General features: G+C 33.2%; 36 protein-coding genes and 2 pseudogenes. 36 read left to right on the plus strand and 2 right to left on the minus strand.

The window, feature by feature from the left end; genetic code table 11:
- The first annotated feature begins 68 nt into the window (after window positions 1-68).
- The 13 genes and pseudogenes from E0Y80_RS00720 (at window position 69) to E0Y80_RS00780 (ending at window position 8,525) form a co-directional block, all read left to right on the plus strand.
- A complete protein-coding gene (locus tag E0Y80_RS00720) occupies window positions 69-524 on the plus strand; it encodes a tetratricopeptide repeat protein (protein ID WP_197091430.1) in 456 nt (151 codons plus the stop codon).
- Between the two features lie 75 nt (window positions 525-599).
- The gene (locus tag E0Y80_RS00725; RefSeq protein ID WP_156305417.1) at window positions 600-1,076 is read left to right on the plus strand and encodes a pentapeptide repeat-containing protein; all 477 of its coding nucleotides are present in this window, start codon (window positions 600-602) and stop codon (window positions 1,074-1,076) included.
- Between the two features lie 146 nt (window positions 1,077-1,222).
- The gene (locus E0Y80_RS00730; RefSeq protein WP_156305418.1) at window positions 1,223-1,768 is read left to right on the plus strand and encodes a DUF3885 domain-containing protein; all 546 of its coding nucleotides are present in this window, start codon (window positions 1,223-1,225) and stop codon (window positions 1,766-1,768) included.
- 408 nt (window positions 1,769-2,176) lie between these two features.
- Entirely contained in the window at window positions 2,177-2,644 is a 468-nt protein-coding gene (locus E0Y80_RS00735) for a DUF6843 domain-containing protein (protein ID WP_156305420.1), read from the plus strand.
- A 69-nt stretch (window positions 2,645-2,713) separates the two neighbouring features.
- A complete protein-coding gene (locus E0Y80_RS00740) occupies window positions 2,714-3,151 on the plus strand; it encodes a hypothetical protein (RefSeq protein WP_156305422.1) in 438 nt (145 codons plus the stop codon).
- 1 nt (window position 3,152) lies between these two features.
- Entirely contained in the window at window positions 3,153-3,704 is a 552-nt protein-coding gene (locus tag E0Y80_RS00745) for a hypothetical protein (protein WP_156305423.1), read from the plus strand.
- Between the two features lie 259 nt (window positions 3,705-3,963).
- Entirely contained in the window at window positions 3,964-4,491 is a 528-nt protein-coding gene (locus tag E0Y80_RS00750; RefSeq protein ID WP_156305425.1) for a hypothetical protein, read from the plus strand.
- 373 nt (window positions 4,492-4,864) lie between these two features.
- A complete protein-coding gene (locus E0Y80_RS00755) occupies window positions 4,865-5,491 on the plus strand; it encodes a hypothetical protein (protein ID WP_156305427.1) in 627 nt (208 codons plus the stop codon).
- A 59-nt stretch (window positions 5,492-5,550) separates the two neighbouring features.
- A pseudogene (locus E0Y80_RS00760) lies at window positions 5,551-5,937 on the plus strand (IS66 family transposase); the annotation flags it as partial.
- A 212-nt stretch (window positions 5,938-6,149) separates the two neighbouring features.
- On the plus strand, window positions 6,150-6,347 hold the full coding sequence (locus tag E0Y80_RS20945) for a hypothetical protein (RefSeq protein WP_394350205.1): 198 nt from the start codon (window positions 6,150-6,152) through the stop codon (window positions 6,345-6,347).
- A 208-nt stretch (window positions 6,348-6,555) separates the two neighbouring features.
- Window positions 6,556-7,215: a calponin homology domain-containing protein gene (locus E0Y80_RS00770; protein ID WP_156305429.1), complete on the plus strand. Its 660-nt coding sequence runs from the start codon at window positions 6,556-6,558 to the stop codon at window positions 7,213-7,215.
- 174 nt (window positions 7,216-7,389) lie between these two features.
- Window positions 7,390-7,737 carry a hypothetical protein gene (locus E0Y80_RS00775; RefSeq protein ID WP_156305430.1) on the plus strand — a complete coding sequence of 116 codons (348 nt, stop codon included), beginning with the start codon at window positions 7,390-7,392 and terminating at the stop codon, window positions 7,735-7,737.
- Between the two features lie 104 nt (window positions 7,738-7,841).
- Entirely contained in the window at window positions 7,842-8,525 is a 684-nt protein-coding gene (locus E0Y80_RS00780; RefSeq protein WP_156305432.1) for a hypothetical protein, read from the plus strand.
- 446 nt (window positions 8,526-8,971) lie between these two features.
- Here E0Y80_RS00780 and E0Y80_RS00785 read toward each other — a convergent pair whose 3' ends face one another.
- Both E0Y80_RS00785 and E0Y80_RS20950 read right to left on the minus strand, forming a co-directional pair.
- Window positions 8,972-9,607, minus strand: coding sequence for a hypothetical protein (locus E0Y80_RS00785; protein WP_197091431.1), 636 nt, complete (start codon window positions 9,605-9,607; stop codon window positions 8,972-8,974).
- Between the two features lie 196 nt (window positions 9,608-9,803).
- The gene (locus E0Y80_RS20950; RefSeq protein WP_197091432.1) at window positions 9,804-9,911 is read right to left on the minus strand and encodes a helix-turn-helix domain-containing protein; all 108 of its coding nucleotides are present in this window, start codon (window positions 9,909-9,911) and stop codon (window positions 9,804-9,806) included.
- A 98-nt stretch (window positions 9,912-10,009) separates the two neighbouring features.
- Between E0Y80_RS20950 and E0Y80_RS00795 the strand changes: the two genes are divergently transcribed.
- The 23 genes and pseudogenes from E0Y80_RS00795 (at window position 10,010) to E0Y80_RS00900 (ending at window position 22,822) form a co-directional block, all read left to right on the plus strand.
- Window positions 10,010-10,345, plus strand: a complete 336-nt coding sequence (locus tag E0Y80_RS00795; protein ID WP_156305436.1) for a hypothetical protein — start codon at window positions 10,010-10,012, stop codon at window positions 10,343-10,345.
- A gap of 119 nt (window positions 10,346-10,464) precedes the next feature.
- Complete coding sequence (locus tag E0Y80_RS00800; RefSeq protein ID WP_156305437.1) at window positions 10,465-10,824, plus strand: hypothetical protein; 360 nt, start codon at window positions 10,465-10,467, stop codon at window positions 10,822-10,824.
- Window positions 10,821-11,261 carry a tetratricopeptide repeat protein gene (locus tag E0Y80_RS00805; RefSeq protein ID WP_197091433.1) on the plus strand — a complete coding sequence of 147 codons (441 nt, stop codon included), beginning with the start codon at window positions 10,821-10,823 and terminating at the stop codon, window positions 11,259-11,261. The genes E0Y80_RS00800 and E0Y80_RS00805 overlap by 4 nt, the downstream gene beginning before the upstream one ends.
- 907 nt (window positions 11,262-12,168) lie before the next feature.
- Window positions 12,169-12,414 carry a hypothetical protein gene (locus E0Y80_RS00810; RefSeq protein WP_156305439.1) on the plus strand — a complete coding sequence of 82 codons (246 nt, stop codon included), beginning with the start codon at window positions 12,169-12,171 and terminating at the stop codon, window positions 12,412-12,414.
- Window positions 12,415-12,446: 32 nt separating this feature from the next.
- Window positions 12,447-12,953 carry a hypothetical protein gene (locus E0Y80_RS00815; RefSeq protein ID WP_156305440.1) on the plus strand — a complete coding sequence of 169 codons (507 nt, stop codon included), beginning with the start codon at window positions 12,447-12,449 and terminating at the stop codon, window positions 12,951-12,953.
- A 68-nt stretch (window positions 12,954-13,021) separates the two neighbouring features.
- The gene (locus E0Y80_RS00820) at window positions 13,022-13,231 is read left to right on the plus strand and encodes a hypothetical protein (protein WP_156305442.1); all 210 of its coding nucleotides are present in this window, start codon (window positions 13,022-13,024) and stop codon (window positions 13,229-13,231) included.
- Window positions 13,232-13,253: 22 nt separating this feature from the next.
- Window positions 13,254-13,331: pseudogene (locus E0Y80_RS20955) on the plus strand (HNH/endonuclease VII fold putative polymorphic toxin); the annotation flags it as partial.
- Between the two features lie 2 nt (window positions 13,332-13,333).
- Window positions 13,334-13,738, plus strand: coding sequence for an Imm50 family immunity protein (locus E0Y80_RS00830; RefSeq protein ID WP_156305443.1), 405 nt, complete (start codon window positions 13,334-13,336; stop codon window positions 13,736-13,738).
- Window positions 13,739-13,992: 254 nt separating this feature from the next.
- A complete protein-coding gene (locus E0Y80_RS00835) occupies window positions 13,993-14,505 on the plus strand; it encodes a hypothetical protein (RefSeq protein WP_156305445.1) in 513 nt (170 codons plus the stop codon).
- 390 nt (window positions 14,506-14,895) lie between these two features.
- The gene (locus tag E0Y80_RS20845; RefSeq protein WP_262885842.1) at window positions 14,896-15,018 is read left to right on the plus strand and encodes a hypothetical protein; all 123 of its coding nucleotides are present in this window, start codon (window positions 14,896-14,898) and stop codon (window positions 15,016-15,018) included.
- Between the two features lie 223 nt (window positions 15,019-15,241).
- Window positions 15,242-15,826, plus strand: a complete 585-nt coding sequence (locus E0Y80_RS00840) for a hypothetical protein (protein ID WP_156305447.1) — start codon at window positions 15,242-15,244, stop codon at window positions 15,824-15,826.
- Window positions 15,827-16,152: 326 nt separating this feature from the next.
- Window positions 16,153-16,620 carry a hypothetical protein gene (locus tag E0Y80_RS00845; RefSeq protein ID WP_156305448.1) on the plus strand — a complete coding sequence of 156 codons (468 nt, stop codon included), beginning with the start codon at window positions 16,153-16,155 and terminating at the stop codon, window positions 16,618-16,620.
- Window positions 16,621-16,634: 14 nt separating this feature from the next.
- Window positions 16,635-16,826 carry a hypothetical protein gene (locus tag E0Y80_RS00850; protein ID WP_156305449.1) on the plus strand — a complete coding sequence of 64 codons (192 nt, stop codon included), beginning with the start codon at window positions 16,635-16,637 and terminating at the stop codon, window positions 16,824-16,826.
- A gap of 443 nt (window positions 16,827-17,269) precedes the next feature.
- Complete coding sequence (locus tag E0Y80_RS00855) at window positions 17,270-17,455, plus strand: hypothetical protein (RefSeq protein WP_156305451.1); 186 nt, start codon at window positions 17,270-17,272, stop codon at window positions 17,453-17,455.
- 2 nt (window positions 17,456-17,457) lie between these two features.
- The gene (locus tag E0Y80_RS00860; RefSeq protein WP_156305453.1) at window positions 17,458-17,688 is read left to right on the plus strand and encodes a hypothetical protein; all 231 of its coding nucleotides are present in this window, start codon (window positions 17,458-17,460) and stop codon (window positions 17,686-17,688) included.
- Between the two features lie 11 nt (window positions 17,689-17,699).
- Window positions 17,700-18,212 carry a hypothetical protein gene (locus tag E0Y80_RS00865; RefSeq protein WP_156305455.1) on the plus strand — a complete coding sequence of 171 codons (513 nt, stop codon included), beginning with the start codon at window positions 17,700-17,702 and terminating at the stop codon, window positions 18,210-18,212.
- Between the two features lie 136 nt (window positions 18,213-18,348).
- Complete coding sequence (locus E0Y80_RS00870; protein ID WP_156305457.1) at window positions 18,349-18,561, plus strand: hypothetical protein; 213 nt, start codon at window positions 18,349-18,351, stop codon at window positions 18,559-18,561.
- Window positions 18,562-19,227: 666 nt separating this feature from the next.
- Complete coding sequence (locus E0Y80_RS00875; RefSeq protein WP_156305459.1) at window positions 19,228-19,608, plus strand: hypothetical protein; 381 nt, start codon at window positions 19,228-19,230, stop codon at window positions 19,606-19,608.
- 168 nt (window positions 19,609-19,776) lie between these two features.
- Complete coding sequence (locus E0Y80_RS20920) at window positions 19,777-20,079, plus strand: hypothetical protein (RefSeq protein ID WP_197091434.1); 303 nt, start codon at window positions 19,777-19,779, stop codon at window positions 20,077-20,079.
- A 211-nt stretch (window positions 20,080-20,290) separates the two neighbouring features.
- A complete protein-coding gene (locus tag E0Y80_RS00885) occupies window positions 20,291-20,617 on the plus strand; it encodes a hypothetical protein (RefSeq protein WP_156305460.1) in 327 nt (108 codons plus the stop codon).
- Window positions 20,618-20,629: 12 nt separating this feature from the next.
- Window positions 20,630-20,854 (plus strand): hypothetical protein, encoded by a 225-nt coding sequence (locus tag E0Y80_RS00890; RefSeq protein ID WP_156305461.1) that lies wholly within the window; start codon window positions 20,630-20,632, stop codon window positions 20,852-20,854.
- A gap of 929 nt (window positions 20,855-21,783) precedes the next feature.
- A complete protein-coding gene (locus E0Y80_RS00895; RefSeq protein ID WP_156305463.1) occupies window positions 21,784-22,137 on the plus strand; it encodes a hypothetical protein in 354 nt (117 codons plus the stop codon).
- A gap of 166 nt (window positions 22,138-22,303) precedes the next feature.
- Window positions 22,304-22,822: a hypothetical protein gene (locus tag E0Y80_RS00900; protein ID WP_156305464.1), complete on the plus strand. Its 519-nt coding sequence runs from the start codon at window positions 22,304-22,306 to the stop codon at window positions 22,820-22,822.
- Window positions 22,823-22,898 lie beyond the last annotated feature (76 nt).

Here is a 22,898-nt window from a genome sequence, read left to right on the forward strand (position 1 = left end):
GGATGTGGCATATTAAAGACTTATTAATTGGTTCTATAACAATAATGGGATTCAAAAGAATAACAATTATGAAAGGAAAAAAACTTTTACAAGAAGCTCAAAAGTTACTTGTTAAAATCAGCGAATACCCAAATCAACTTTCCTCTGAGGAAAAGCATATTTTGTATCGAAATTATTCTGAGCTAGTTCGTCGATCGGCTTACTCAGGAAATCCTGAAGGTCAATTCAGATATGCTCAGACCTTTGAATCGATGAGTTTCTTGGGGGTTAATAATCCTCTTTATAATGTTAAAAAGTGCATATTTTGGTACTCAAAAGCTGCGGTAGCTGGGTTTGCAGAAGCAAGTAATAACTTGGCAGATTTTTATGAACGAGGAGTTGGGGTGGAAAAAAATCTTAGTATATGTTATAGTTTGTATAAGAAAGCTGCCGAATTAGGCTCACCTAATGGGGGGAAAAATTTAAAAATATTTGAACGAGATATAAAGAAAGGAAAAATAATTCTCCCTATGACAAAAATATAGATTTACTTTATTGTCAGATTTTAAGAAAACAATAGTTGATTTAATAGATCGGGGTGAAAATAAGACTCTATAAGTATGAAAATATATTGTTTAACAGATATGCACATAGATGTGCCTTATGATAGCTTTGTTAATATCTCGCTGGATAATTTAAATCTCCATCGTGCAAATTTAGTGAACGGAGATTTGTCAGGTTCAAGTCTAGTTAATTCTAATCTTAGAGGTGCGATTTTATATAATGCAAATCTCGAGAGGTGCAACTTGCAAAAGGCTAATCTCATAACAATAGATTTAAGGATGGCTAATTTAGCGAGAGCAAATTTGAAAGAGTGCATAGCGAGGTTTGCTTTATTCGAAAATGCTAATCTTGAAGGTGGTGATCTCGAAGATGCAGATGTTCATGGAGCTGATTTCCGAGGGGCTATTTTAAAAGGTACAGTAATGAAATGCTATGATCTTGACAAAGCAGAATTAAAAAATGCAGTCTTTGATGATAAAACAGTTTGGCCAGATAGGTTTAATACAATTCTAAATGGTGCTATAAGGGTTTAGTTAAGTTCAATGCTCTATAAAGTCATAAGTATTTTTCAAGAGATCTGGGTAGTCATAACTTATGTATGGAAAGTGTTTTAGAAGCAAGGAGGCAAGTTGAAAACAATTGGAACGGCAGACCAAAATCTTAATATATTCAAATATTAATGGAAATAAAGAATAAAGATGCTTACGATCGAATATTTCTTGATAGGTTCGGGGATATTAGCAAGATTACTTTGAGTAATATCAAGAAGTATAGAATAAGAATTGATTTAGGGGAAGATCTTGAAGATGAGTCTAAAGCAAAACAGGCATTAAAGAGGAGCAATGCTGTTTTGGACTTTTGTTTTAAAGGAAAGGGAATATGGTTACAGATAATTTTGTGGGATAATGATGGGTTGACCGCTTTAAAAAATGCAGGTATGAATCCTGATGAAGCGGATAAGAGTTTTGAATGGAATGAAGATGACTATAATATATTATATCTCTACTATGAAGAATACTCTTTTCAGAAAGTATTGCCATTAGCTTTGTCCGTAATAAATTATGATCTGACATTTACACCATCTGCTAATATAACTTGTTACTTTGTTGACTTTGGAGAGCCAGTAATTGTAAATATTTATGATGATAGAGGATGTGATATCTATTCAACAAACGGTGAATTTGCGGATGCTGTTAATGCTTGTTTCTCTAGTTGGTTAAACTAGTAAGAAGAATTGTGGCTGCTCTGGTTGGAATTTTAATGGTTATAATTATATACCATTAACGAATCGTATGTTATGGTAAAACAAATATTAGCCTCTCTAATTGAATATAATGAATTGAATGATGATATAATAGCAGAGGTGGACCGGCTTTCCATAAGTAAATATGTTTTTAAAATTAGCGATATGATTTTTCCTTACATTTAATTGTTAAAAGTTGGTTAACCCTCTCACTGAGTGGGTTTTGTTTTATTAACATGGAATCTAGAAAGAAATCTTTATGAAAAATTCGATATTCCATTATGCTTAATTAGTATCGTATGGAAAATCACTTCAATAGACTAGTTTACAAGTTGTTATCCTACTATTTTTATGAGTTTAAGTATTCAGACCCTAATTGACTTTAGTTAGATGAAAAATTTAATTGTAATTTTTATAATTCTGTATTTATCAGGGTGTACTTCGAAAGGAGAGGATAATATATACCTTTTAGAGAATGGGTATACTGGTAAGGTGATCATCATATACAATGAACAAATGGGAGCTGAAATCGAATATGAAGGAAATAAAAGGCTATATAGAATTCCTGCTTCAGGTGTTCTGAAAACGCAGTTCTCTATTGATCAGGGTTACAAATTGTTCCCAGAGTTTTATTATGATAATAATGGAGAAAGACTAGGTATACCCGTTGTTGTAGATCTGACTGAAAATGATGAGAATAGGGTTGTTGTGACATTATCGACAATTGGAAAATTATATAATGCTTATGGTAAAATAGGCCTTGAGTACTCCGTCTTTTATGTAGGGTCTAATGAGCAAATTCGAAAGAGTTCTGAAGAGTTCGCCAAATTAAATCTTCTCGATTTCGCTAAGAAGTAATTGATAAATAAATTAAAAAAGCGATGTTACAATCTGGAAATATTAGAATATAATTTTTATTAATTAGTTATGAGATTTATTAATATTCTTTTTTATCTAAAAATTGTATGCCTTTTATTTATTTGTTCTTGTCAAAAATCAATTGATAACCAATATTCTAGAGAAGATTTAAATGGGCATTGGGCTATTGATATGGATAGCGAAAATATAAAACTTAAAAATGTTATTTTAGATACTATTCATGATGTTTATCCAATTCGAAATCACTTTGAAGATATTAATAATGGTTATCATTTCTTTGGTGATTCATGTGCCATTATACCCGGATTTTTTGATTTAAAAAATAGGAGTAACGGTTTACCAATGTTATCCAGTTTTCAATCAACTTTTAGAATTGAAAATGACACTCTTAAAATAATGAATGAAAGAGAGGGGGATTGTAGGGAATTTTTAATAAAAAGTCTAAAAAAAGATACACTCATTCTAAAAGATTTAAAAAAAAAATAGGTTGTTTAAGTATATAAAGGTTAATAAAGTTTCCCATGGTTTTGATAAATATAATACAATCGTAATTGTTTCCATTACCCCTGATTATTTATGTGATGAGATCTATTACTTGGATAAAGGTGGTAACTATCTATATCAAAAATTCGATATTAAAAAACCTGATAGAATTAATTCTTCTTATAGTGAATTCAGTTTAAATGAAGACCAATTACAAGCCACAATTGATAATTTTAGTTATGTAGATATTAATAGCATAAAGGAACAATATCTTTCCTCAAAATCTGATGGAAATACCATTAATTATATTTTTTTTATTAATGGCCATGAAATTGTTAAAGTTATTGAAGATGATGATTATGTTTCACCAGATGAATTGCAATGGGGATATATTCCAATGATGTTTCTTAGAAGGCAAGTAAATATAAAAATTTTAGATTCTGAAGAAGGATGTTATTCATGCAGAAAGCTTAATAATGTTAAATTTAAGATTATTAATGATGTAAAAATGAGGCTTGGCTGGGACTGGGATATTATTAATGAAAATCATAAATAATAAATCAGTTTGATCAATATTAATCAACAAAAAGGTACGTGCGCAAAAATGTGGACGATACGACGAACCATTATTATTTTATTAGAGAAATGATCTGTAGTAGACGAATACAAAATGCGATAGGCTAATCTCCTCTAAAAATGACAAATGATTTTGAGTATGACCATATGGGGAAGATAGTTCGTCAATGTCATAAAGGAGAGGCTGCGAGACTTTATTCACAGCAACAAATGCTTTAAACGAATAGATATATAATAGGATGAAAGCAAGTGAATTTGTTGAAGGTCTGAAAGGTATCAGTGTAAGAACTGACTTGTTGAAAAAACAAGGTGTTTCAGACCAATTTATAGAGGGTAGAAAAAGATCTTATCTTGCCGCTTATAAAGGAGGTGGGAGTGTTTCTCAATACCCGTTAGTAGAATTGGTAGAGAATTATGATTGTTCTAATCTTGAAATTGGCATGATTACATTTGATGAACGAATCGAGCAGAAAGGAAGATTTATCTTCTTTGGTAGATTTGAAGTTGACGATCTAGCTGTAGATCTTATTACTGGTAGCGTGGTCATGCTAGAGTGTGGCCTGGATCATATTCTTTATGATTGTGCTCGGAATGATTCGAGTTTTTTGGACGCGATTCTAAACGCAGCCATTTTTCTTGAAAGAAGGTCCGGTGAAGAAGGTCTGTACGAGAATGAAGAGTTAAATATACAGAGGGCTGAATGGTTTGGCGATATTGCTGGGGGCGAGAAGTATTATGATTTCTATAAGATGATGTTGGGGGTTTAATAATCACATAATGTTTTCTGTCTAAGTAAAAAAATAAGCTAAATCTGTTTTTTGCTGCATTACAGCACAATCTTTCACAGGATTAGGCTGTTTTACTTTAGTGTAGCCTGCATCTTGTTCTTGGTGAGGAATATGGGGAAGGAGAAAAAGTTCATTTAGACAATGTTAGCACAAAAGATGATGAGATAAAACTTACAGATGCAAAATCTTCCGAAACTGCATCGCACACAAAAAATCAAAAATCAGGAGATCCAAAAATACAGGAAAGCGGAGGAATCGTAGTAGAAAATAAAGGAGCTGCTCAAGGTTCTCCAGCAGGAACTAAAATACCACCAACAAAAGTAGATATTATTAGACCCAAAGATATTAGGCAATGACAGACAGGGAATTTTTAAAAAATGAAGTATTAACTCGTATTGACAAGAAATTAAATGCTTTTGGATATAATCTATCAAAGTCTGCGTGTGATTTTACTAAGAAAACTGATTTTGGTTGGAATAAATATCAGATTGTATTTCTAATTCGTGAAGATGGTTGGGAACTTAAACCCAGCTTGTTGGTGCGGTTTGATGTTGTAGAGAATTTATTTCACCAAATTTCGGGTTTTGATAAAAAATACCAAAAAGGAACGCCTACAATAGGAACCTCAATTGAGAGTTTTAAAAGTTACTTAAACACAAAGACAATATTTGAGTTAAAAAATGAAGCTCAAATTAGTCAAGTAGTAGATGGTTTACTTGAATTGTTCAATAGTGTTGCCGTTCCTTTCCTTGAAATGTTTGATAAATTGTCTTATATAGACGATAAACTTAATTCAAATATAGAAGATACCTCATTGACAGGAGGTATATTTAAAGGCACAAAAGCCCTAATTATTGCAAAATTACTGAAAAGACAAGACTTTGATAAACTCGAAAGTGCTTATCAATCGTACTATGAGAATTTTTCAAATGGATTTTATTTGCCTGAGTTTTTGCGGTTAAAAGAATTGTTGAAATAATGTCTAAACTTTTATTTTTAATATTGTCTTCGTTCTACCAAATTGCAGATTATAAAATTGATTTGGGGAAATGGATCTTTCAGGAGATAAAGAATACTTTACCTAAAAGTCAGATCGGTAAAGCAATGGCTTATGCATAAAGGAGATGGGATGCGCTCTCAGCGTACTTATATGATGGAAATCTACAGATTGACACAAATCAACGTGAAAATGCACTTAGACCTTGCTGTTTAGGACGCAGAAACTATTTATTTGCAGGTAGCCATGAGGCTGCCCAACGGGCCGCTATGATTTATTCCTTCTTCGCTATCTGCAAAAAGCATGAGGTAAATCCGTTCAGCTGGCTGAAGTATACACTGCAGAATATTATGACCATCAATCACAAAAACATAAAGGGCCTCTTTCCCCTGAACTATAAGAAGATTATTCAGCAATCAAATATGTAGTCTGAAGGCCGGATAAGGAAGCGCTAGGCAAACCTAGATGTGGACAGGGTTTGTTTCGTGTTACCTTTTCGTTGATTTTAGCCTGATTAAGCAATCTATTCAACTTTATTGTAGGTCTCCCTACTATGCCTTCAGCAAGCAGAGGTCAGTTGTAGCAGAAGTGGACAATAAGTACCTTTACAACGGTAAGGAGAAACAGGGCGAACTGGGTGGTGGCAACCAGTACGATTACGCGGTACGATGAGGAGATAGGTAGATGGAATGTTGTGGATTTGCTGGCGGAAAAGATGCGTATGCATTCACCGTATAATTATGCATTTGATAATCCAATTAGGTTTATCGACCCCGATGGAAGAAACCCAATAATCCCTTGGTCGTTTAGAACATTAGCTACCCAAGGTGGTAGGTGAATGTTGTTAAATGGAGCAGCCATAGCTACAGGAGTTACTGGTATAGCTGTTAATCAGGATAATTTCCAGAATAATAATCTTATAAAAAGGGACACCAAAGAATAAAACATATCATCGAACAATTCTATAAGACCCAGAAAAGCCAGATCTCCAATCAACATCTGATAAATATATAGGCCCTAAAAAGAAAAATAAGTAAAAAGATAACATGAAAAAATGTGATAAATTACGTCAACGTCTTGCGGAACTAAGATATATAAATGTTCCTAATATTAATTCGGCAGCGGATTGTTTGTTTGTGAAAAAATTAACAAACGGGTTGTTTCTTTTTTTGGGAGTGACTTTCTCCAGATACGTGAAGGAGAGCTTTACTGGTAGTTTTTATTTGTCAAAAATTACAATTTTCTCTGCGGTGTGGGATGATATTCCTCCAAGTTCATATAGAAGAATTTCTACCTTGTTGAGCGAAGATGAACGGCCTCTTTTTTTAACTGAAGAATATTGTAATCCAGGCATGGTTGACGGATGGTGGAATTTAGATGATACTGCCTCTGTTGCAAATTTCAGAAATACCGTTGACCTGACAGAACCACGATTTTTAAATCAAGATAGATTATTTGAAAGTATAGATGAAAGTATCGAAATACGAAAATTAGACGAACTATCTGAAAAGGTTGTAATTAAAATTGTCCAAGATAAAGGTGATGTAAATAAATTGTTGAAAGTTCAAAAAAATAAAATAGGTGCTGAATGGGTTGAGATTGCTGAAGCCACATTATCTGCTGCAAACGAGAATATTACTGATCAATTGGTTAAAAGATTGGCTAGTGATGCCTGGCGCAAAACTTTGATAAGAAAAACTTGTTAGATATGTGATCAAAGTTGCGGAAATCATATTGGAGAGAAAAACAGTTTTAAAGAATCATGACCTTCCCTTTGTTGGGGCTTAAAAATTAATTCAATGTATTTGTTAATCGTAATTAAGTTATCATGAAATGAAAACAATAATATCACTGAGTGTTTTGTTTGTTTTATTTGCTGTATGCTAATGTTTTTATCTTCTTGTGTTGTTCGGAATATAAACAGAGATCAGAATCATCAAATATATTCAACAGGCCGTATGGGAATGCCCGGGGAATTTAAATTTGTTTTTAGTGAAGACAATCTTTTCTATTACTCTCAAACCGTGCCTGGAATTTACTCTGAAGGATATTATAAATGGATAAGTGAGGATTCCATAAGTTTTGTTAGTAGGCAACATACCTCTCCTTCCAAAGAAAAAGTTGGGGTATTCAATAGTATTAGTGGTAAAACTGAGGTATTAAAGGGTAAAAAGCTTTATTTCAATGGTTTGACTTATTTTTTGAAAGTGGGTAAAAGTGAGCTGTAGTATGCTAGTTAGGTTTGAGAGAAAGAGGTTGGATTCTTAAATGGGACGATTGGAAGCGATTTATCCTATTGATAATGATATTTTTGAAGCGAAAAGATATGGGTATGTCAGCCAATAGGAAAATAATTGGAAAAGCGTTAGCAATTGTCATCGTTTGTTTGCTGATCGGGTGCAAAGAATCTTCTTTTAGAAAAGTGGACGGTGATATCCTCTCCAAATATGAAAACCCCAACAATATCGAATGGACGAATATTGATAGTTCACTCGTACTATATCCTTTGATCGATAACGGAACTTTTTTCCAGGAGTATAATATATTGTTGGCGTTACGATATTATAATGGGAATGACTCTATTTATTATGTGTTGAGAAATACACAGATAGGCAACTATGTTGTTAGAAATGACAAGTTATATGTATATGATAGAAATATCTCTTCTCCTGGCACAAAAAAGGGTTGGTACGAATCAACAGAGAGTAACAGCAGAAAGATAGATAGCATTTATATAATAGGAGATAGTGTGCTAAAAAGCAGTCCAGACCTAAAATCTTTCGATATTATTGCCAAGGTAAAACCTTATGGTATCTATAAGATAGACTATGATACCTTAAAAGTCATTGCAAAGAATGGGAAGGAGCAAAAAAAGTTTCTCGAAAACATTTACACCCCAGGTTTCTATTACTTTTCATCTCCAGGATTGGGCCTTGAACGGATTTATAATCTTTCTTTGATTGAAGAAAAGTTAAAAAATAGCCTTCCTACGGAATTTGATGCGGAATATTATTAGGGAAGGGATACACTCTTGATGCTAGCCAATCTTTTACCGGATTGGACGATTATTTAAGTAAGTCTTATATGACAAACGTAATTTGAGTTGAGTATGGATTCTTGTCTATATGTTATAAATAGTTTCCTCATCTTGCGATGAGGAATGACAAGTTCAACGTGGGGGAAGGAGGGCGATTTTTTGGATATACAATTGTAAAGTAATTGAGAACCATGATTATGAAAAGCGCTTTTCCAATCTTAAGATATTAGGTTATAATAATTGTGGTGTAATTGCATCGATCAAATTCATAAGAGAAATGCCAGCCTTAGAAGATTTCAGGTTTGTAAATACCTTAATATTAGATGGAGACCTAAGTCCTTGCTTAGAGGTATAGTATGCCGGTTTTAATAATAAGAAGCATTATTCGCATAGCTTTGAACAAATAGAAAAAATAGTTAATGGTATCAGGACTTAGACTTTTTCCATTTAATATATCCGGGCAGATCAACAAGATCTAATAGCCCTTGCTCTTCAGGATTAGAAGGGAGTTGGTGAACTTCAACATGGTGAATGTCCATGGAACTAGATCTTTCTCCCAAGAGCGAATCTAAAACTAAGTACACAGCTGTTAAAGTATCTTTTTTTTGGCTATGTTCATATCTTGGTAAATAGATTTTCAAGCCAAGAAGCGAGATGTTCTGTTTGTTTTCAAGGGGAAAGAACCATAAGTTTTTTGGATCTAGCTCAATACCTTTATAGCTAATGGTAAAACCTTCTGCAGGTGGTTTGAAAGGTATTATATGCCAGTTTTTTAAAGAAGGGGCTTCTTTAACCAAGGCTTCTACCTTTTCAAAATATTCTGTATCTCCCTCTGCAGTTATTATAAGTTCTTGTGTCTCATCCGGATGTCCACCGATCTCAAAGAAGAGGTGTTCATTATAGGTGTGCAGGCGTTCTAAGAAATCATCAAGCAGCCTTTCCCTTTCTTGTTCGTTATCAATCTGATTGAGAAAGAAGAACTTAGAGTTGTTTCTTTCAAACCAGTTCCAGAATTGTTTTTCCTTATAATTACTGAGCATATTCTTTTCTGATATTAGCATCTCTAAGGAAAGCATCTACTATGGCCAACAGGTGAGACTTGTCATTGTCCATTAAGCTTTCGATTTGTTGGAGTCGTTTAACAGTGCGTTTATCAAAAGAAGCATTAACCCCTTCTCCGGCAAGGTAATCCAAAGAAACTTCAAAAGCCTGTGCGATCTTCTTGGCGACCTCAATAGAAGGGATAGCTTCCTCCCTTTAGTATTTGCCTATCATCACCCTTGATATGCCACTTTTATTGGCCAGTTCGCTTTGTGACCAGCCTTTCTGATCCCTTAAATCCAATATGATTCTACCTGTGTTCATCTCTTAAAAGATACTTTTTTGTTTGTTTGGAGCTGTATGTAACAAAAATAGGTAAATAAAAGATATAAAGAAATCCAATAGTTATTTGTAAAATGAAAATGAGATATATTGTTGTTCCAAAGAATGCTGAGGCTGTGAATAAGCTTGAATATAATATAGCTGCCCCAGAGGAATTTATAGAGATTGTTTTGTCGGAAGATGATTTTAATCGACTTGAGATGTCTGGTTTCTTTTCTTTCCTGAATAATTTAGTTGATGTAAATATCGACGATTATGAAGATGATGTTATTGAGGGAAGAGATAAAATCCAAAAAGTTCTAAACTATATACATATTTTTAATATTGATAGTCAAAGGAAGTTCTTAATCAATAATATTGAGCGGTTATTTAAAGAAGCTTTTTTGCGAAATACTGCTGTATATTTTTATTTTTGATTGTAAAATATATCTTGTTTCATTGAAAAATAAAGTTCCCAAATTTTTCAAATCTTCTAACTTCCCCCTACTTATTCTACAGCTTTATCAATTGAGATGTCAACGGGGACAATGGAGGAATGATAGCCGGTCCTTTACCATATCCGGATTTTACCCTAGATTTGGTTGCGTTTTCCTCAGAATACTTAACTATAAAAAGTAGTGGATTAGGTGTGTCACCAGCAACTAATTCAACTTATGGAACTCTATCTCTTTCTGAAATAATAAAGGGAATTGATAATAGTAAAGGTGGAGGTAAAGGAGAACGGAATAGGACTAAAAGTGCAATTGGAAGAAATAACCCTTATAAAAAATTAAATTCCGATCCTAATAAGGAGGGATATATTCTAGAAAAGGATAGTCATGGCGGAACACAAATATCAAAACCGGATACTCCAGGATTTTGGGAATGGTGGAATTCAAAAAAATATCAATTATGAAAGGTGAAGTTCTATTATCAAAAGCTAAAAAAATTTTCAGCCAATTAAGTAAATATCCCAACAACCTTTCTCTCTCAAAAAGAAACGAAATGTATTGGGAATATTTTAAATTGTTAAGATGTAGTGCATACTTGGGTAATCCTGAAGGTCAATATGATTATGCACAGCAATTCGACTCAATAAGCCTTTTGGGGGGTAACAATCCTTTGTATAATGTAAATAAATGTATTTACTGGTACACTAAATCTGCTACCTCTGGATTTTCCGAAGCATATAATAACTTAGCTGGGTTTTATGAAGAGGGTTTGGGTGTGAAAAAGGACCTTTTACTGAGTTATGAGCTCTATAAAAAGGCTGCTGAATTGGGATCTTATCTTGGTAAAAAAAATTCAAGATTAATGGAAAAATATTTAAAAAAACAGGGGCTTATAAATTAATTTATTTAAATAAATTTGATTCAATAATTTTTAGTTTTTGAAGGTTGCATTTCATCTCTTTTATACTTTTAAGCACTTAAGTTTTGATTTTATAGCAGCCTTGACTATAGTGGAAATTGTTATTATAGGATTTTGACTCACGCCCCTATGATGGAGTTGTTTATTATAGGACATTCAATGAATCAAAAGATCCTGCTTTGGATCTTATGGAATTCGCAAGCTTTGCATCAGGGTTTGGAGAGGGAATAGTAGGTGCCTGATATAAAGCTAAATGGGATTTAAGAACCAATAAAGCTTGTGTTAGTCTAGGTATTCAGGGGGTATTTAAATTATTAGGATGTTTAGGTGTTAGAGATACTAAAACTGTCTCTGTGGGTGTAGGTAATAATACTTCAGAATTTATAATAGAAAATATGACTGGAGAAGTTGGGAAAGTTTATGATAAGGCGATACAGGAAAAAATAAAAAAGCAACAAAATGAACGATAAGAACTCTGTTTTATTTACAGAAATTGCATTTGTTGTGCTTTTGTATCTTTTATATGGTGCTTTAGGGATAATATTTAAGTGGTTTTTTGACATTAATTTACCTTTCCCATCAAATGTAAAAATAGTAATTTTTTTTCTATTGGAGTTTATTTTATACTTCCACTGATAGGGATTTCGTTAATTAAACTTGGATCTGAAAAAACTTTTAAAATATTCGGATATATTTATATTGCTTTTTGGATATTAGTAATCATTAGAACATTATTTTTAATTTTTAGTAAGTGACCTGATTTTAGATAATAAATACGATTTCGGGGCGGGTGCTCTATGATGCGGAGATAGGAAGGTGGAATGTGGTGGATCCGCTGGCGGAAGAGATGTGTAAGCAATTTCCTTATAGTTATGCTTTTACAAATCCTATGAGGATTATTGATCCAGATGGTAAGGATATTAGATATGCAATTGATCAGCCAAATAAAACAATAACGATTGAAGTACGAGTAAATTTTAAAGGAGATATTTCAGATCAAAGGATTAAATATATGCGTGAATTTGTAAATGAAATTTATTCGAAAACTCTGGAATTAGGAAACAAGCTGATAATCCTACTTCGCGAGATAGACATTTGTATAAGGCAATGGAAACAGCTGATAAGGAAAAGTTAAAAAAAAGAAAAAAAGAATAATCAAAATTAATTATGAACACTTTTTTTATACTTATTTCAGTTTTATATTTTAGTGGATCAAAACAGATTACTCCAAAACTTGATGTTACAGATTTAATAATAAATGCTATGATTATTGGTAGTCGTGATTTTGATGCTGATATAACGGGTGAAAAATATGTAAAGAAACCTTGGCGCATTTATAATAAATTTATTGACAAGGGAAGTTACGAAACTGTATTAAGTTATGATGTACCAGGTTTAGCTTTAGCTAAGGAGCAGAATTTTTTATCTGTGTCTGTTAATGATAGTATTTCTTTGACAAGTACATATGATTTAAAGGGAGAGAGTTCCTTTAATTTTGTAGAGATTCAAAGACCATATTACAACTTCAAGGAAAGTGCGTTTTCCACTATTATTTGGGTCCGAGATAAATCTTGGAGTGGAGGGTTTTGCATCCAAGCTTATTTCAATATCATTAATGGAAAATGTGAATTCATACGTGGTAAAGGATTTTATATTTCAGATGTTCCGTATTAGAAAAAATTAATTGTAAATATTAAGATTACGGTGCTAGGTTTTATGATGCGGAGCTAGGAAGGAAGAATGTGGAGGATCCGTTGACGGAACTTTATAGTTCTTGGTCTCCATATATATATACAGTAAACAATACTATAGTTTTAATAGATCCTAATGGTAAATGGATAAGTGTTTATGGAAGTAACGGAACACAATATCGTTATGAAAATGGTGAAATGAAAAAACAAAATAAAGAAAGTGAATGGGTAGCAGATTATTATTTTGGAGGAGATAATTAGATGAGAAGCTGCAAAGCCTCATTTCAATGTAAGACCTCAAGAAAACACAAGAACAGGTAAATTGTCTAATTCCAAAGATCATTATCCGTTTAATAAATAATTATGTTGTTGTTAAATATTGAAAATAGAGATATCATCAAAGGTATCTATAAAGAGAAGGAACCTCGACTAGAAGACCTTACTTTAAGGGAGGTGTCAATTATTACGGGTTTGGATGTTCGATTAATCGTTAAATTTGTCACTAGAGATCTGCCAGAAAGTTTGCCAATAAAATGGAAAGCAACAAATGTCAATTGTGTTCAATTTGTTATCGAATGTGTAGATGTGAAACTTAAAATAGTTGACATAATCGATGAGTGTCAACACATCAAATTAGATATTTATAATGAAATTGACGGCAAGACGGTTATATTTAGGGATGTATTTGAAAAAGTTGTTTTGGCACTCGAAGTTAAATGGATTTATGTAAGAAGTATAGTTGGTTATACAGATGGTTACGAGTTTTAGGGTGAATTACTCGGTGAATAAAATCTATCCATAATTTGTGAATACACAGCCCAATCTTTCAAAGGATTGCTCTTTGTTGTTTATAGGCAATATGCCTTATGGGCTTTTGCATCCTTGATGTAGATATCGATGAGATCTTTTATTTTTACAAGATTTTAGATCAAGAGTTAATGTAAATCAAAACATGACAAAGTTTTTTTAAAGGGTTAATAATGGTTTATGAATCATAATATAATTGTTTGATTCGAAATTTAATGAATAAAATTTTAGTTTTTCTATTTTGCGTCTTGATGTTCCTAATGCAAGCCTGTATTGTGGTTGAAAATGAGTTGGTTAAAGTTTTAGTTTATTACAATCCTTCAGGAACTTTTTTTTCTGAAAGTCAACACTTACAAGTCGCTACCCCAAATCAAGTAATTATCGATACTGTTTTCAGAAAAAATACTCATATTGATAAAAGTAGATTGATAAAATGTTTAAAAATTTCTGAACATGACTTAAAGCACATTTCTATTAAAGTCAATAATATAGACACAATCTTGCAGCATAGTGAAAATATAAAGAAATGTATGGCTTTTTTTATATCATATGGTGATCATGAGGGGTTATTTAATGAAATAAATAAAAAAGGTTTAGATGTAACTGATAATGTCGATGGTTTCAATAAAACATTGGACAGCTTAAAGAAAGTTCTTGGGAAAAAGTTGCGTAAAATAAAGGTCAATATAAAGCATGACTATTGTGAATGTGACCAAGAAAGTTTTTAGTATAGGAAGATCTACTAGATTACGAGGAGATCGTATGTTCGAATGTGGAGAACTTCCTTCAAGAAGATGAATATTGGTCAGAGTTTAAGATGGGTTTGAATTGGGGACAAAGTAAAGTTGATTGGCATAAACTTATTTATGGGCGCCCTCCGGTGGCGCAAATTAACCCTAAACCTAAAAATTAACACGGGACATGCATTGATTTAAGGGTTCTTCATACTTCTGGGAAAGCTAAGGAATTATCCTACCAGTACGACGCCTGGGCACCAAGCTCCAGAAGTACTCGAATGTTGGCGGTATCCAGACTACGCGTGACTATGTAGGGGGCATTGGGTACAAGAAGAAGGGTACGGGTTCCCAGGCCATTGACCTGATCGCAACGGAAGAGGGGTGCCTGAAGAACATCAGGGGAATCTATGTGTTCCATTACAGCCTGACGGACCTGGGCAACGTGCGGGCGGTGATCAAGAAAGGATCTACGGATACGACCTCATTGGTCGTGCAGAAACATGAATTGGATTTTCATATGAATTAGATGAAATATCTGTAGAAGGAAAAAATAATTATATTGAAGAGAATTGGATTGAAGGGGTTAATTCCCAGGTTAATATAGCATCTCAAAGATTTGGTCGCTCAGATGATGTTTTTTTTACTAACAGTTTTTAAAGAAATGGGATTTTATAATTTAATTAAATCGTTCTTGGTAAAGACAAAATTTGAAGAATGGGAAAGAAATTTGATAGAAAAAGTAATTGAAAAACTTCCAGTTGAATTTGTTTACTTGCAGAAGCAAATAAAAGAAAGAATAATCCGTGGTTCAATCCCAGATCCTACATTTATCCCTCAATTTGTTCGATTTTTGTACCATCATGATGTCTTTAAAAAGTATAATGACGAGAATCTTAGACATTATAAAATTACTGGAATAAAAGTCTCGGATTTAATAACAGGTTCTATTTTCTGTTATTCAATTTATGTTATTGGTGGAGTATTAAATGGCTATACATTAGAGGGAACTAAGAATAAAAAAATCATTTTGGGAGAAATAGACATCTTACAGTTTAAAATTGATTATTTGTATGAAGATAATTTAGATCCAATAAAAGAATTGGTGGATGAGTCAATTTTAAATTTAATTACTCCAAGTGAAGTGTATCTAATTGAATTGGAATGTGTTAATTATTTCCATTTAAGGGATTTAGAAGATGGGGATTTTTTAGGGATTGATGACAAGGGAAACTTTTATGTTTTCAAACATGATCCTTTGGGAATTAATTTAATTGAGAAGGAAATAGCCATTAAACTACTTTCTAAGAAATGAGTATTTTAAATACCTCGATTGTATGTATTCATACAGAAACGGGACTATTATCCTTTAGGGAAGACAAAGTCCTTTTTAACGTGAGGGATAAACAGCTATCTTTACAATGCCAAGGTTCTATGACAGTGAGATCGGAAGGTGGAATATCTTGGTTCCACTGTCGGAGCAAGGAGTGCTAAAGCTCAACAAATAGGGCTAGATATGCGATCAAAGTTGCGGAAATCAGATTGGAGAGAAAAACAGTTTCAAAAAATCATGAACTTCCCTTTGTTGGAGCCTAAATGTTAATTCAATGTATTTGTTAATCGTAATTAAGTTATCATGAGATGAAAATAATAATATCATTGAGTGTTTTGTTTGTTTTATTTGCTGTATGTTCATGTCTGCGACCAAAAGAGCATGAGGCTTGGAGACATGTTTGGCTTCAGCCTATTGATAGTTCTCAAGTTTTGACAATAATTACAGAAGGGAATCGACGCTACATTATTGATGGAAAGCAAGATAGCGTTCCCACTAAAGGATATCTGCTGCTAGATATCTCCAAGGTGGATCGCTTGGGAGATGCGATATCAGTTTGTTGGGATGAGTCAGGATATAGGTGGAAAGTCGTTTCTGCTTATGCAGACGTTCTTGAGAATAATCTAGATACTACTAAATTCTTATATTATGAATCCTTAGGAGAATATGGAGAGCCTTCCTCAGAGGGATATACAGAGGAAAACTGTGGAGGGGTATTGATCAGAGAATCAAGCCAACCCAGAGGTAATCTAGTTCTCACCAATCAAACTCTATAAACGCTCCAGATGGAGTGAATTCATTTTCTATTGACCTCATGTGGGATATGTTATCAGGAAATGATATGGTGGGCAATAATACTAGTTTTAGAACGAGTACAGAGGCAGGGAAATTGAATGAATCTAATAGAAATAAGACATTTATAACCGAAGTCGGTGCTTTTATAAAATCGTATCAGAATAGTAAAGAGGATAATTATAAGTAAATAGATGACTTTGTTAATCAGATGAGGTCTTACGGCATAAAAGTAACGGTGAACTAGGTATGAAAAAAACATTGATGTATATCCTTGCAATAATACTTAACATTGGAATATATGCTCTTTTCTCTATAATTGATGTATTTGTAGATTTTGTAGCTTTGGGTAAAGGGGCAACAAATGGGAAACCTTCATTATGGTTATAATTCTTTTTTTTGCTTCTACAGATATTAATACTACTGTTTCTATTCAAAAAGAAAATACTTTTAAAAGATAAGAGCTTATTGATTTTGAATATATTAATTGCATTTGGTTTATTCTTGTATTTTGTAGTATATCTTTCAAATACTTGATATGTAGACAAAGATATAAACGGAGATACGTGGTTGGATGGGAACTATAAATCCAAAGGATAATAGTGGGAAACAGTTTTTGGATAATCTTGTGGGGTGGAAGATCCATCTTTTGGGTATTATAAAAGTAACGCAACAACCGATAAGCGGTATGATTTTAAATCAACTAATGGTACAGATCGAAATGTATATGGAGATACAGAAGATTACTATAGTGGCATGCCAATTCAAACAAAGATGGGACGAAGATTAATGGCTCTGCAAGAGATGTCGGATATATAGGAGTGGGGTATGTAGCAGGTAGGCTTGGCCTGACTTGGGAAGGTGCAAGAAAGGAATTTGATAAATTAGAATCTACGCAGATAGGCACACCTTCGGCGGAATCGATTAGTTCGCAACAAGCTCAACGACTGGGTTGGGAAACTGAAAATCGGAATTCCAGAAAACTAGTCGGAGCACTACCATATAGATGGATAAGGGCTATTCCGTCTATTTATGCCTATTTAACGAAGTAATATAAGTGTATATGCGAATTATCTTTTTATTTTTAACAGCTAGCTTAATTCTTTTATCATGCAATACAAAAAAAGAAAATAAGGGTAAAAATGACTTCTCTTTTTATTTGCAGGAAGCAGATTTATATATTACGACATCCAAAAGAGTCGGAGGATTATTTTATGTTATGTTTTCAAAGACTTACGGTGTGAGTGAACTGTCTGACAGCGTGGACTATATTCAATGTGATGTGGAAGATGCTTCATTGGAAATTCTTTTCGACCCAGATAATAAAAATGAATTTTTTCTAAAATATCCTTTTATCAGAAAAATAAATCAAAAGAAATTAAGCTTGATAGAATTGTATCCGGATGAATTTAACAGAATCTTTTATCATCCTGGTGTCACAACTACTCCAGATACGTTAAAAAACCCATATAAAGTAGTCTTTATAGCCCCGATGTCATATAATATTATTTTTCAGAGAGATTCGACATTTAATAGCCAAGTGGTATTAAAAGAAGGAGATATGTGGGGAAGGTAATCAGTACGATTAAGGGGAAAGGTTCTATGATGCGGAGATAGGACCTTTTATATTAAGGTGAAATTTTGTTTAGGAATTTTAATTTTTTATACTGATTGGCTGTGCTTTGGTTGGTATATATCCTAGAGAAAAATTAATGATAAAAAGGAATGATCAAACCTCTGCAATTGAGAAAATGAATTTAAAAATAGATGGTGTATATATATTTGATAAGGGTGTTGATGAAAAATATACTAGGACTTTTTTTTATTTATTTAGAAATGGAGTTTGTATTGTTGCAGGATATGGTGCAACAACAGAAGAAAGTAAAAAAAAGACGGAGGATATCTTTTTAATCAAGGTAAATTGACCCAAATGGCACCCCTAAATTGAGGATTTTATGAAATAAAAAATGACAAAATTTATATTGAATACTGGACGGTGTTAAAAGATGAAATCGAATATAACGGAGCAACATGGCAAGGAATAATTCTTGATGAAAGCCATATACGCATGTAAAAAAAATAATTTGATTAATCGTGATGAAACTTTTCAATTTTTACCATTAAAAAATAAACCTGACAGCAGCAATTGATTTATTAAATAAAGTGTTCAAATGAATTTAAATGGATTTATATTATTTTAATATAAAAATCAAAAAAAAATAAGAATTTGTTTTTTTAGTAACCATTTCTAAAGCATTAATAGGTACTGCTCTAAAAACAATTCAAGGAAAAGTATCTCTACCTATGGTACAATGATATGTCAAGATGCTTGAAAAAGGATTGAAACCACCTCCAATTAAACTTGCAAATGGCTTTATATTTGAAGGGGAATCTTAGATATGTTTCGGGTAGAGTGTTTGCGGTTGAACCAAAACAAGTGGCTGCTGTATTAGCTTCAAGTCAAGTTAGCCGTGTTCTGCCGACGGAAAAACAATAAATGTAAGAAATAAGAGTTCGGATGGCAGGCCGACATTAGAAATATATAATCCTAATACAGGGCAATCGGAAACTAAAATAAGGTATAAAAAATCATGAGTGTAAATGTTTTTGAGATATGGCCTCCAGCCGCCTGCTTATCTACTCAAATGTATTTTTCTGAGTTGAGAGAATCACAAGGAATTCTATCGATATTTTTGAAATTTTCTGATAAACCAGATTCTACATTGAAGATTGATTTTAAGGGCTTTTTGGGATATAAGGTTTTTCAGGAAGGGAGCAGGTTAAAATTTTTGGGTGAGCATCAATTTTTTGGACTGATAAATGTTTCTGTTAGTTCCATTTTTTTAGAATGGTTTCTTCAAGAGAGCGAAGGATTGTTTTATGATTGGAATTTAAAGCATTTTATGGTGTGCAATGCCGACAGTATTATTGATGTAATTACTGTCGAGCCTCCTGACATTTCATGGGTCTGAAATGCCTAGCACTAAATTTACCATCGTCCAATCTTTATATGACTGGGCGGAGTTGGTTATAGGCTATATGACCTACGGACTTTGGCATCTCTGATGTAGCTGTCAATAAGATTGTATAGCGTCTGTATCTTGTTCTCCGCGAGTTGTCCGAGATAAAAGTTTAGCGAGATGTGGACAGGGTTTATTTCGTGTTACCTTTTCGTTGATTTTAGCCTGATTAAGCAACCTATTCAACTTTATTGTAACTCTCCTTACTATGCCTTCAGCAAGCAGAGGTCAGTTGTAGCAGAAGTGGACAATAAGTACCTTTACAACGGTAAGGAGAAACAGGGCGAACTGGGTGGTGGCAACCAGTACGATTACAGGGCAAGGTTCTACGATGCGGAGGTAGAAGATGGAATGTCGTGGATTTGCTGGCGGAAAAGATGTGTAGGCATTCACCGTATAATTATGCATTTGATAATCCAATGAGGTTCGTTGACATGTATGGTATGTCTGCAACCGACACAATAGAGGGAGGTGGCCTACATGGTTTTATTTTGTACCAGTACTTGGCTCTGCTGCGGAGAGTGGGAACATTCTCGCAGATGGGAACTATCGTGCTTCAGCAATTAATTTTGGAACCGCTTTAGCGGAACTATTTACTGCGGGCTATTTTAGTGAATATAAAGTTGGAGCTAATATGACGAATCAAACTGTTCGTACTGCTGTTAAAAAGTCCAATAGAATCTTCACTATTGTGGATCAAGAAGGAGATTTGATGATTTATTCGACTAAAGTGGGCGATGAAGTAGTCAGTTTTGGCGGAAATATTACAAAAGAAAATGGCGAGTTAATAATAAAGAATTTTGATGTTGATGGAGATTTAACTAATAAGCTTGGAATAAGAGGTTTAAAAGAAATTATAAAAGAGTTTGGCGCTCGGCAGGGAGTTCATAAAGTAATTATTGAAGGAGCAAAGAGGACTACTGGTACAAATCTAGGTAAGTTCCACTCAATTGATATTTAGTATTGACTAGAAATGAAAGTGATTTTTGAAGGATGGGAGCCAGGGATGAGAAAAATTCCATTTATAGGGCTCTTAAAAGAAAAGGCTGGTTTGTCTTTGTCGGAGGCCAAAGATATTAAAGATAGATTAGTCGATAATGGCGAAGTAATAACGTTGGATTTGGAAGACAAGATTGTTGCTAAAGAAATAGTCGAAAGAGCGAAAGACTTGAAGGTTAAAGCTCGAATAGAAGGTTAATTATCTAATTATTGATTATAAAATAAGCTAAAATCACCGTCCAATCCAATAAAGTTTGGCTTATTGTTTAATGCGAAAATGTTCTCCTAACCATGTAGTTTTACACTTATCGACGACAGCGAAAAGATTGGGTTTCTCGGTGACCGACTATTTTGACACGTTTGTAACTAAGCTCTATTAGCTTTCGACTGTAAGAAGCGTGGTCACGAATCGTGACTAGGTAAGTATTATCTGGTTAAACAGACTAAGCGTGAATATGTCAAGGGCAGTGAGACTGTGAAAGAGTTTTTATAACATTCAGTACGATTACGGGCAAGGTTCTATGACACGGAGATAGGTAGCTGGAATGTCGTGGATCCACTGGCTGAGAACAGTAGAAGGTGGTCTCCATTCGACTATGCCTTCAAAAATTCTATTATTTTTATTGATTCTGATGGGAGAGGTCCTAATTATAGCAAGAATTTTTGGAACCAATTAAAATCATAGGAGATAAATTTTCAATCAGATGAAGTCTTTTGGAATCAAAATAATAGTAAACTAAGGATGAAAAAAACTTTTATATATATCCTTTCTTTTGTATTAAACATAGGATTGTACTTTTTCCTTCAGATTATAGCATCATTTGTGAATTTCGGACTGTTTGGTAGTGGGAATATTAGTTCCAGTACTGCGGTTTGGGTGTCACTTTGCTTTCTGCTTTTACAGGTATTGATATTGTTTTTACTGTATAATAAGAAAGTCCTTATAAAGGGTATGGCATTATTGATTTTGAATGTATTAATTGCAGTCGGATTATTCTTGTATTTTGAAGTATATACTTCAAATACTTGATTTGCTAATTTATCTTAGCAATAGTCCCAGTAGTTTATAAACATTCTTCGACTCCAAAGTTGTTTTGACTACGGTTAAGTATACAGACTTTAAAAGAATTGAAGGAAAGTAGGAACCGAACGTTCTCTAGCGTCTGGACGTATGCTCAAGACAGTGTATACATCTATATACTGGCGAAAGGCAAAGTTTTTGAGCGCTTATCTTTTAAGGAGAGTGGCATTGGTGAAATGAATATTCCTTCAATAAAAGAATTGAATAAAGATATTGGTGAGTGCGGCTATGAGTTAGATGGTGATCTTTTTAGCTTTATGGTCAGGGGAGGTTGGCCAGAGCGCCAGGATTTTCCAATCAGTATCGATTGTTTTACCAATAAAAAGTATCAATCTTCTTTTTTAAACAAAATAGTCGAATACATAAATAAGAATAAACTTTGGGATATTCGATATCTTTAGTTAAAGGACTGAAATTTAACATATTGATAAATAAATTTTTGGATTATAAAAGATGTTGGGGTGCCAAATCATGAAAAATGTCGATTAAACAATCTGTAACTTTTCTTTGTGATTGTCGTTGGGAAAGCTGATGGAATTTTAATTTTAATAATAAACATTTCAATTAATGAAAGTAGCTATCATGTTAATTTGTATTGCCTCATTTTCCTTTATTTGTTGTTCTTATTCAGGTAATTCAAATAATGCTACTATTGAATATGATGATAGTGTAAAATTGCAAATTCCGGTATTTGAGAAGAATTCTGTGATTGACAGTTTGTTCTCAGTTATTAAAAATGAATATGGCTATATGACATTAAATGATAATAAGTCTATTATCATAGTTTATATTGATGGAAAAAATACGATTGAAGAAATTTCTGCCGCACTTATTTCAAAAGAATGTATTAATTTTCATCTGAGTATTTTTGAAAAAAATGAGATCGGACTGCTTTATTATGATGGATTTGATGTATTGGTAGTAGATAAAAATAGAATATTGAAAACAGTTGATACATCTCATATCCTACTAATTCCTGTTCAAATGAAGGAGTTACCGTGGTTTTATGAGCCAATTTTATATTCGTTTGAAATCGATAAAACTGGAAGGTTATTATTTATGGGTGAAAGTTGGCTTTACAGATAAAAGAAAGATTTCGTGAATCTATTCATGGAATCGGAGAGGCTAAAATAACTTCAAAAAGGGAAAAGCAACAAATTAT

This window comes from Sphingobacterium endophyticum, from assembly GCF_009733535.1.
Lineage (GTDB): Bacteria > Bacteroidota > Bacteroidia > Sphingobacteriales > Sphingobacteriaceae > Sphingobacterium > Sphingobacterium endophyticum.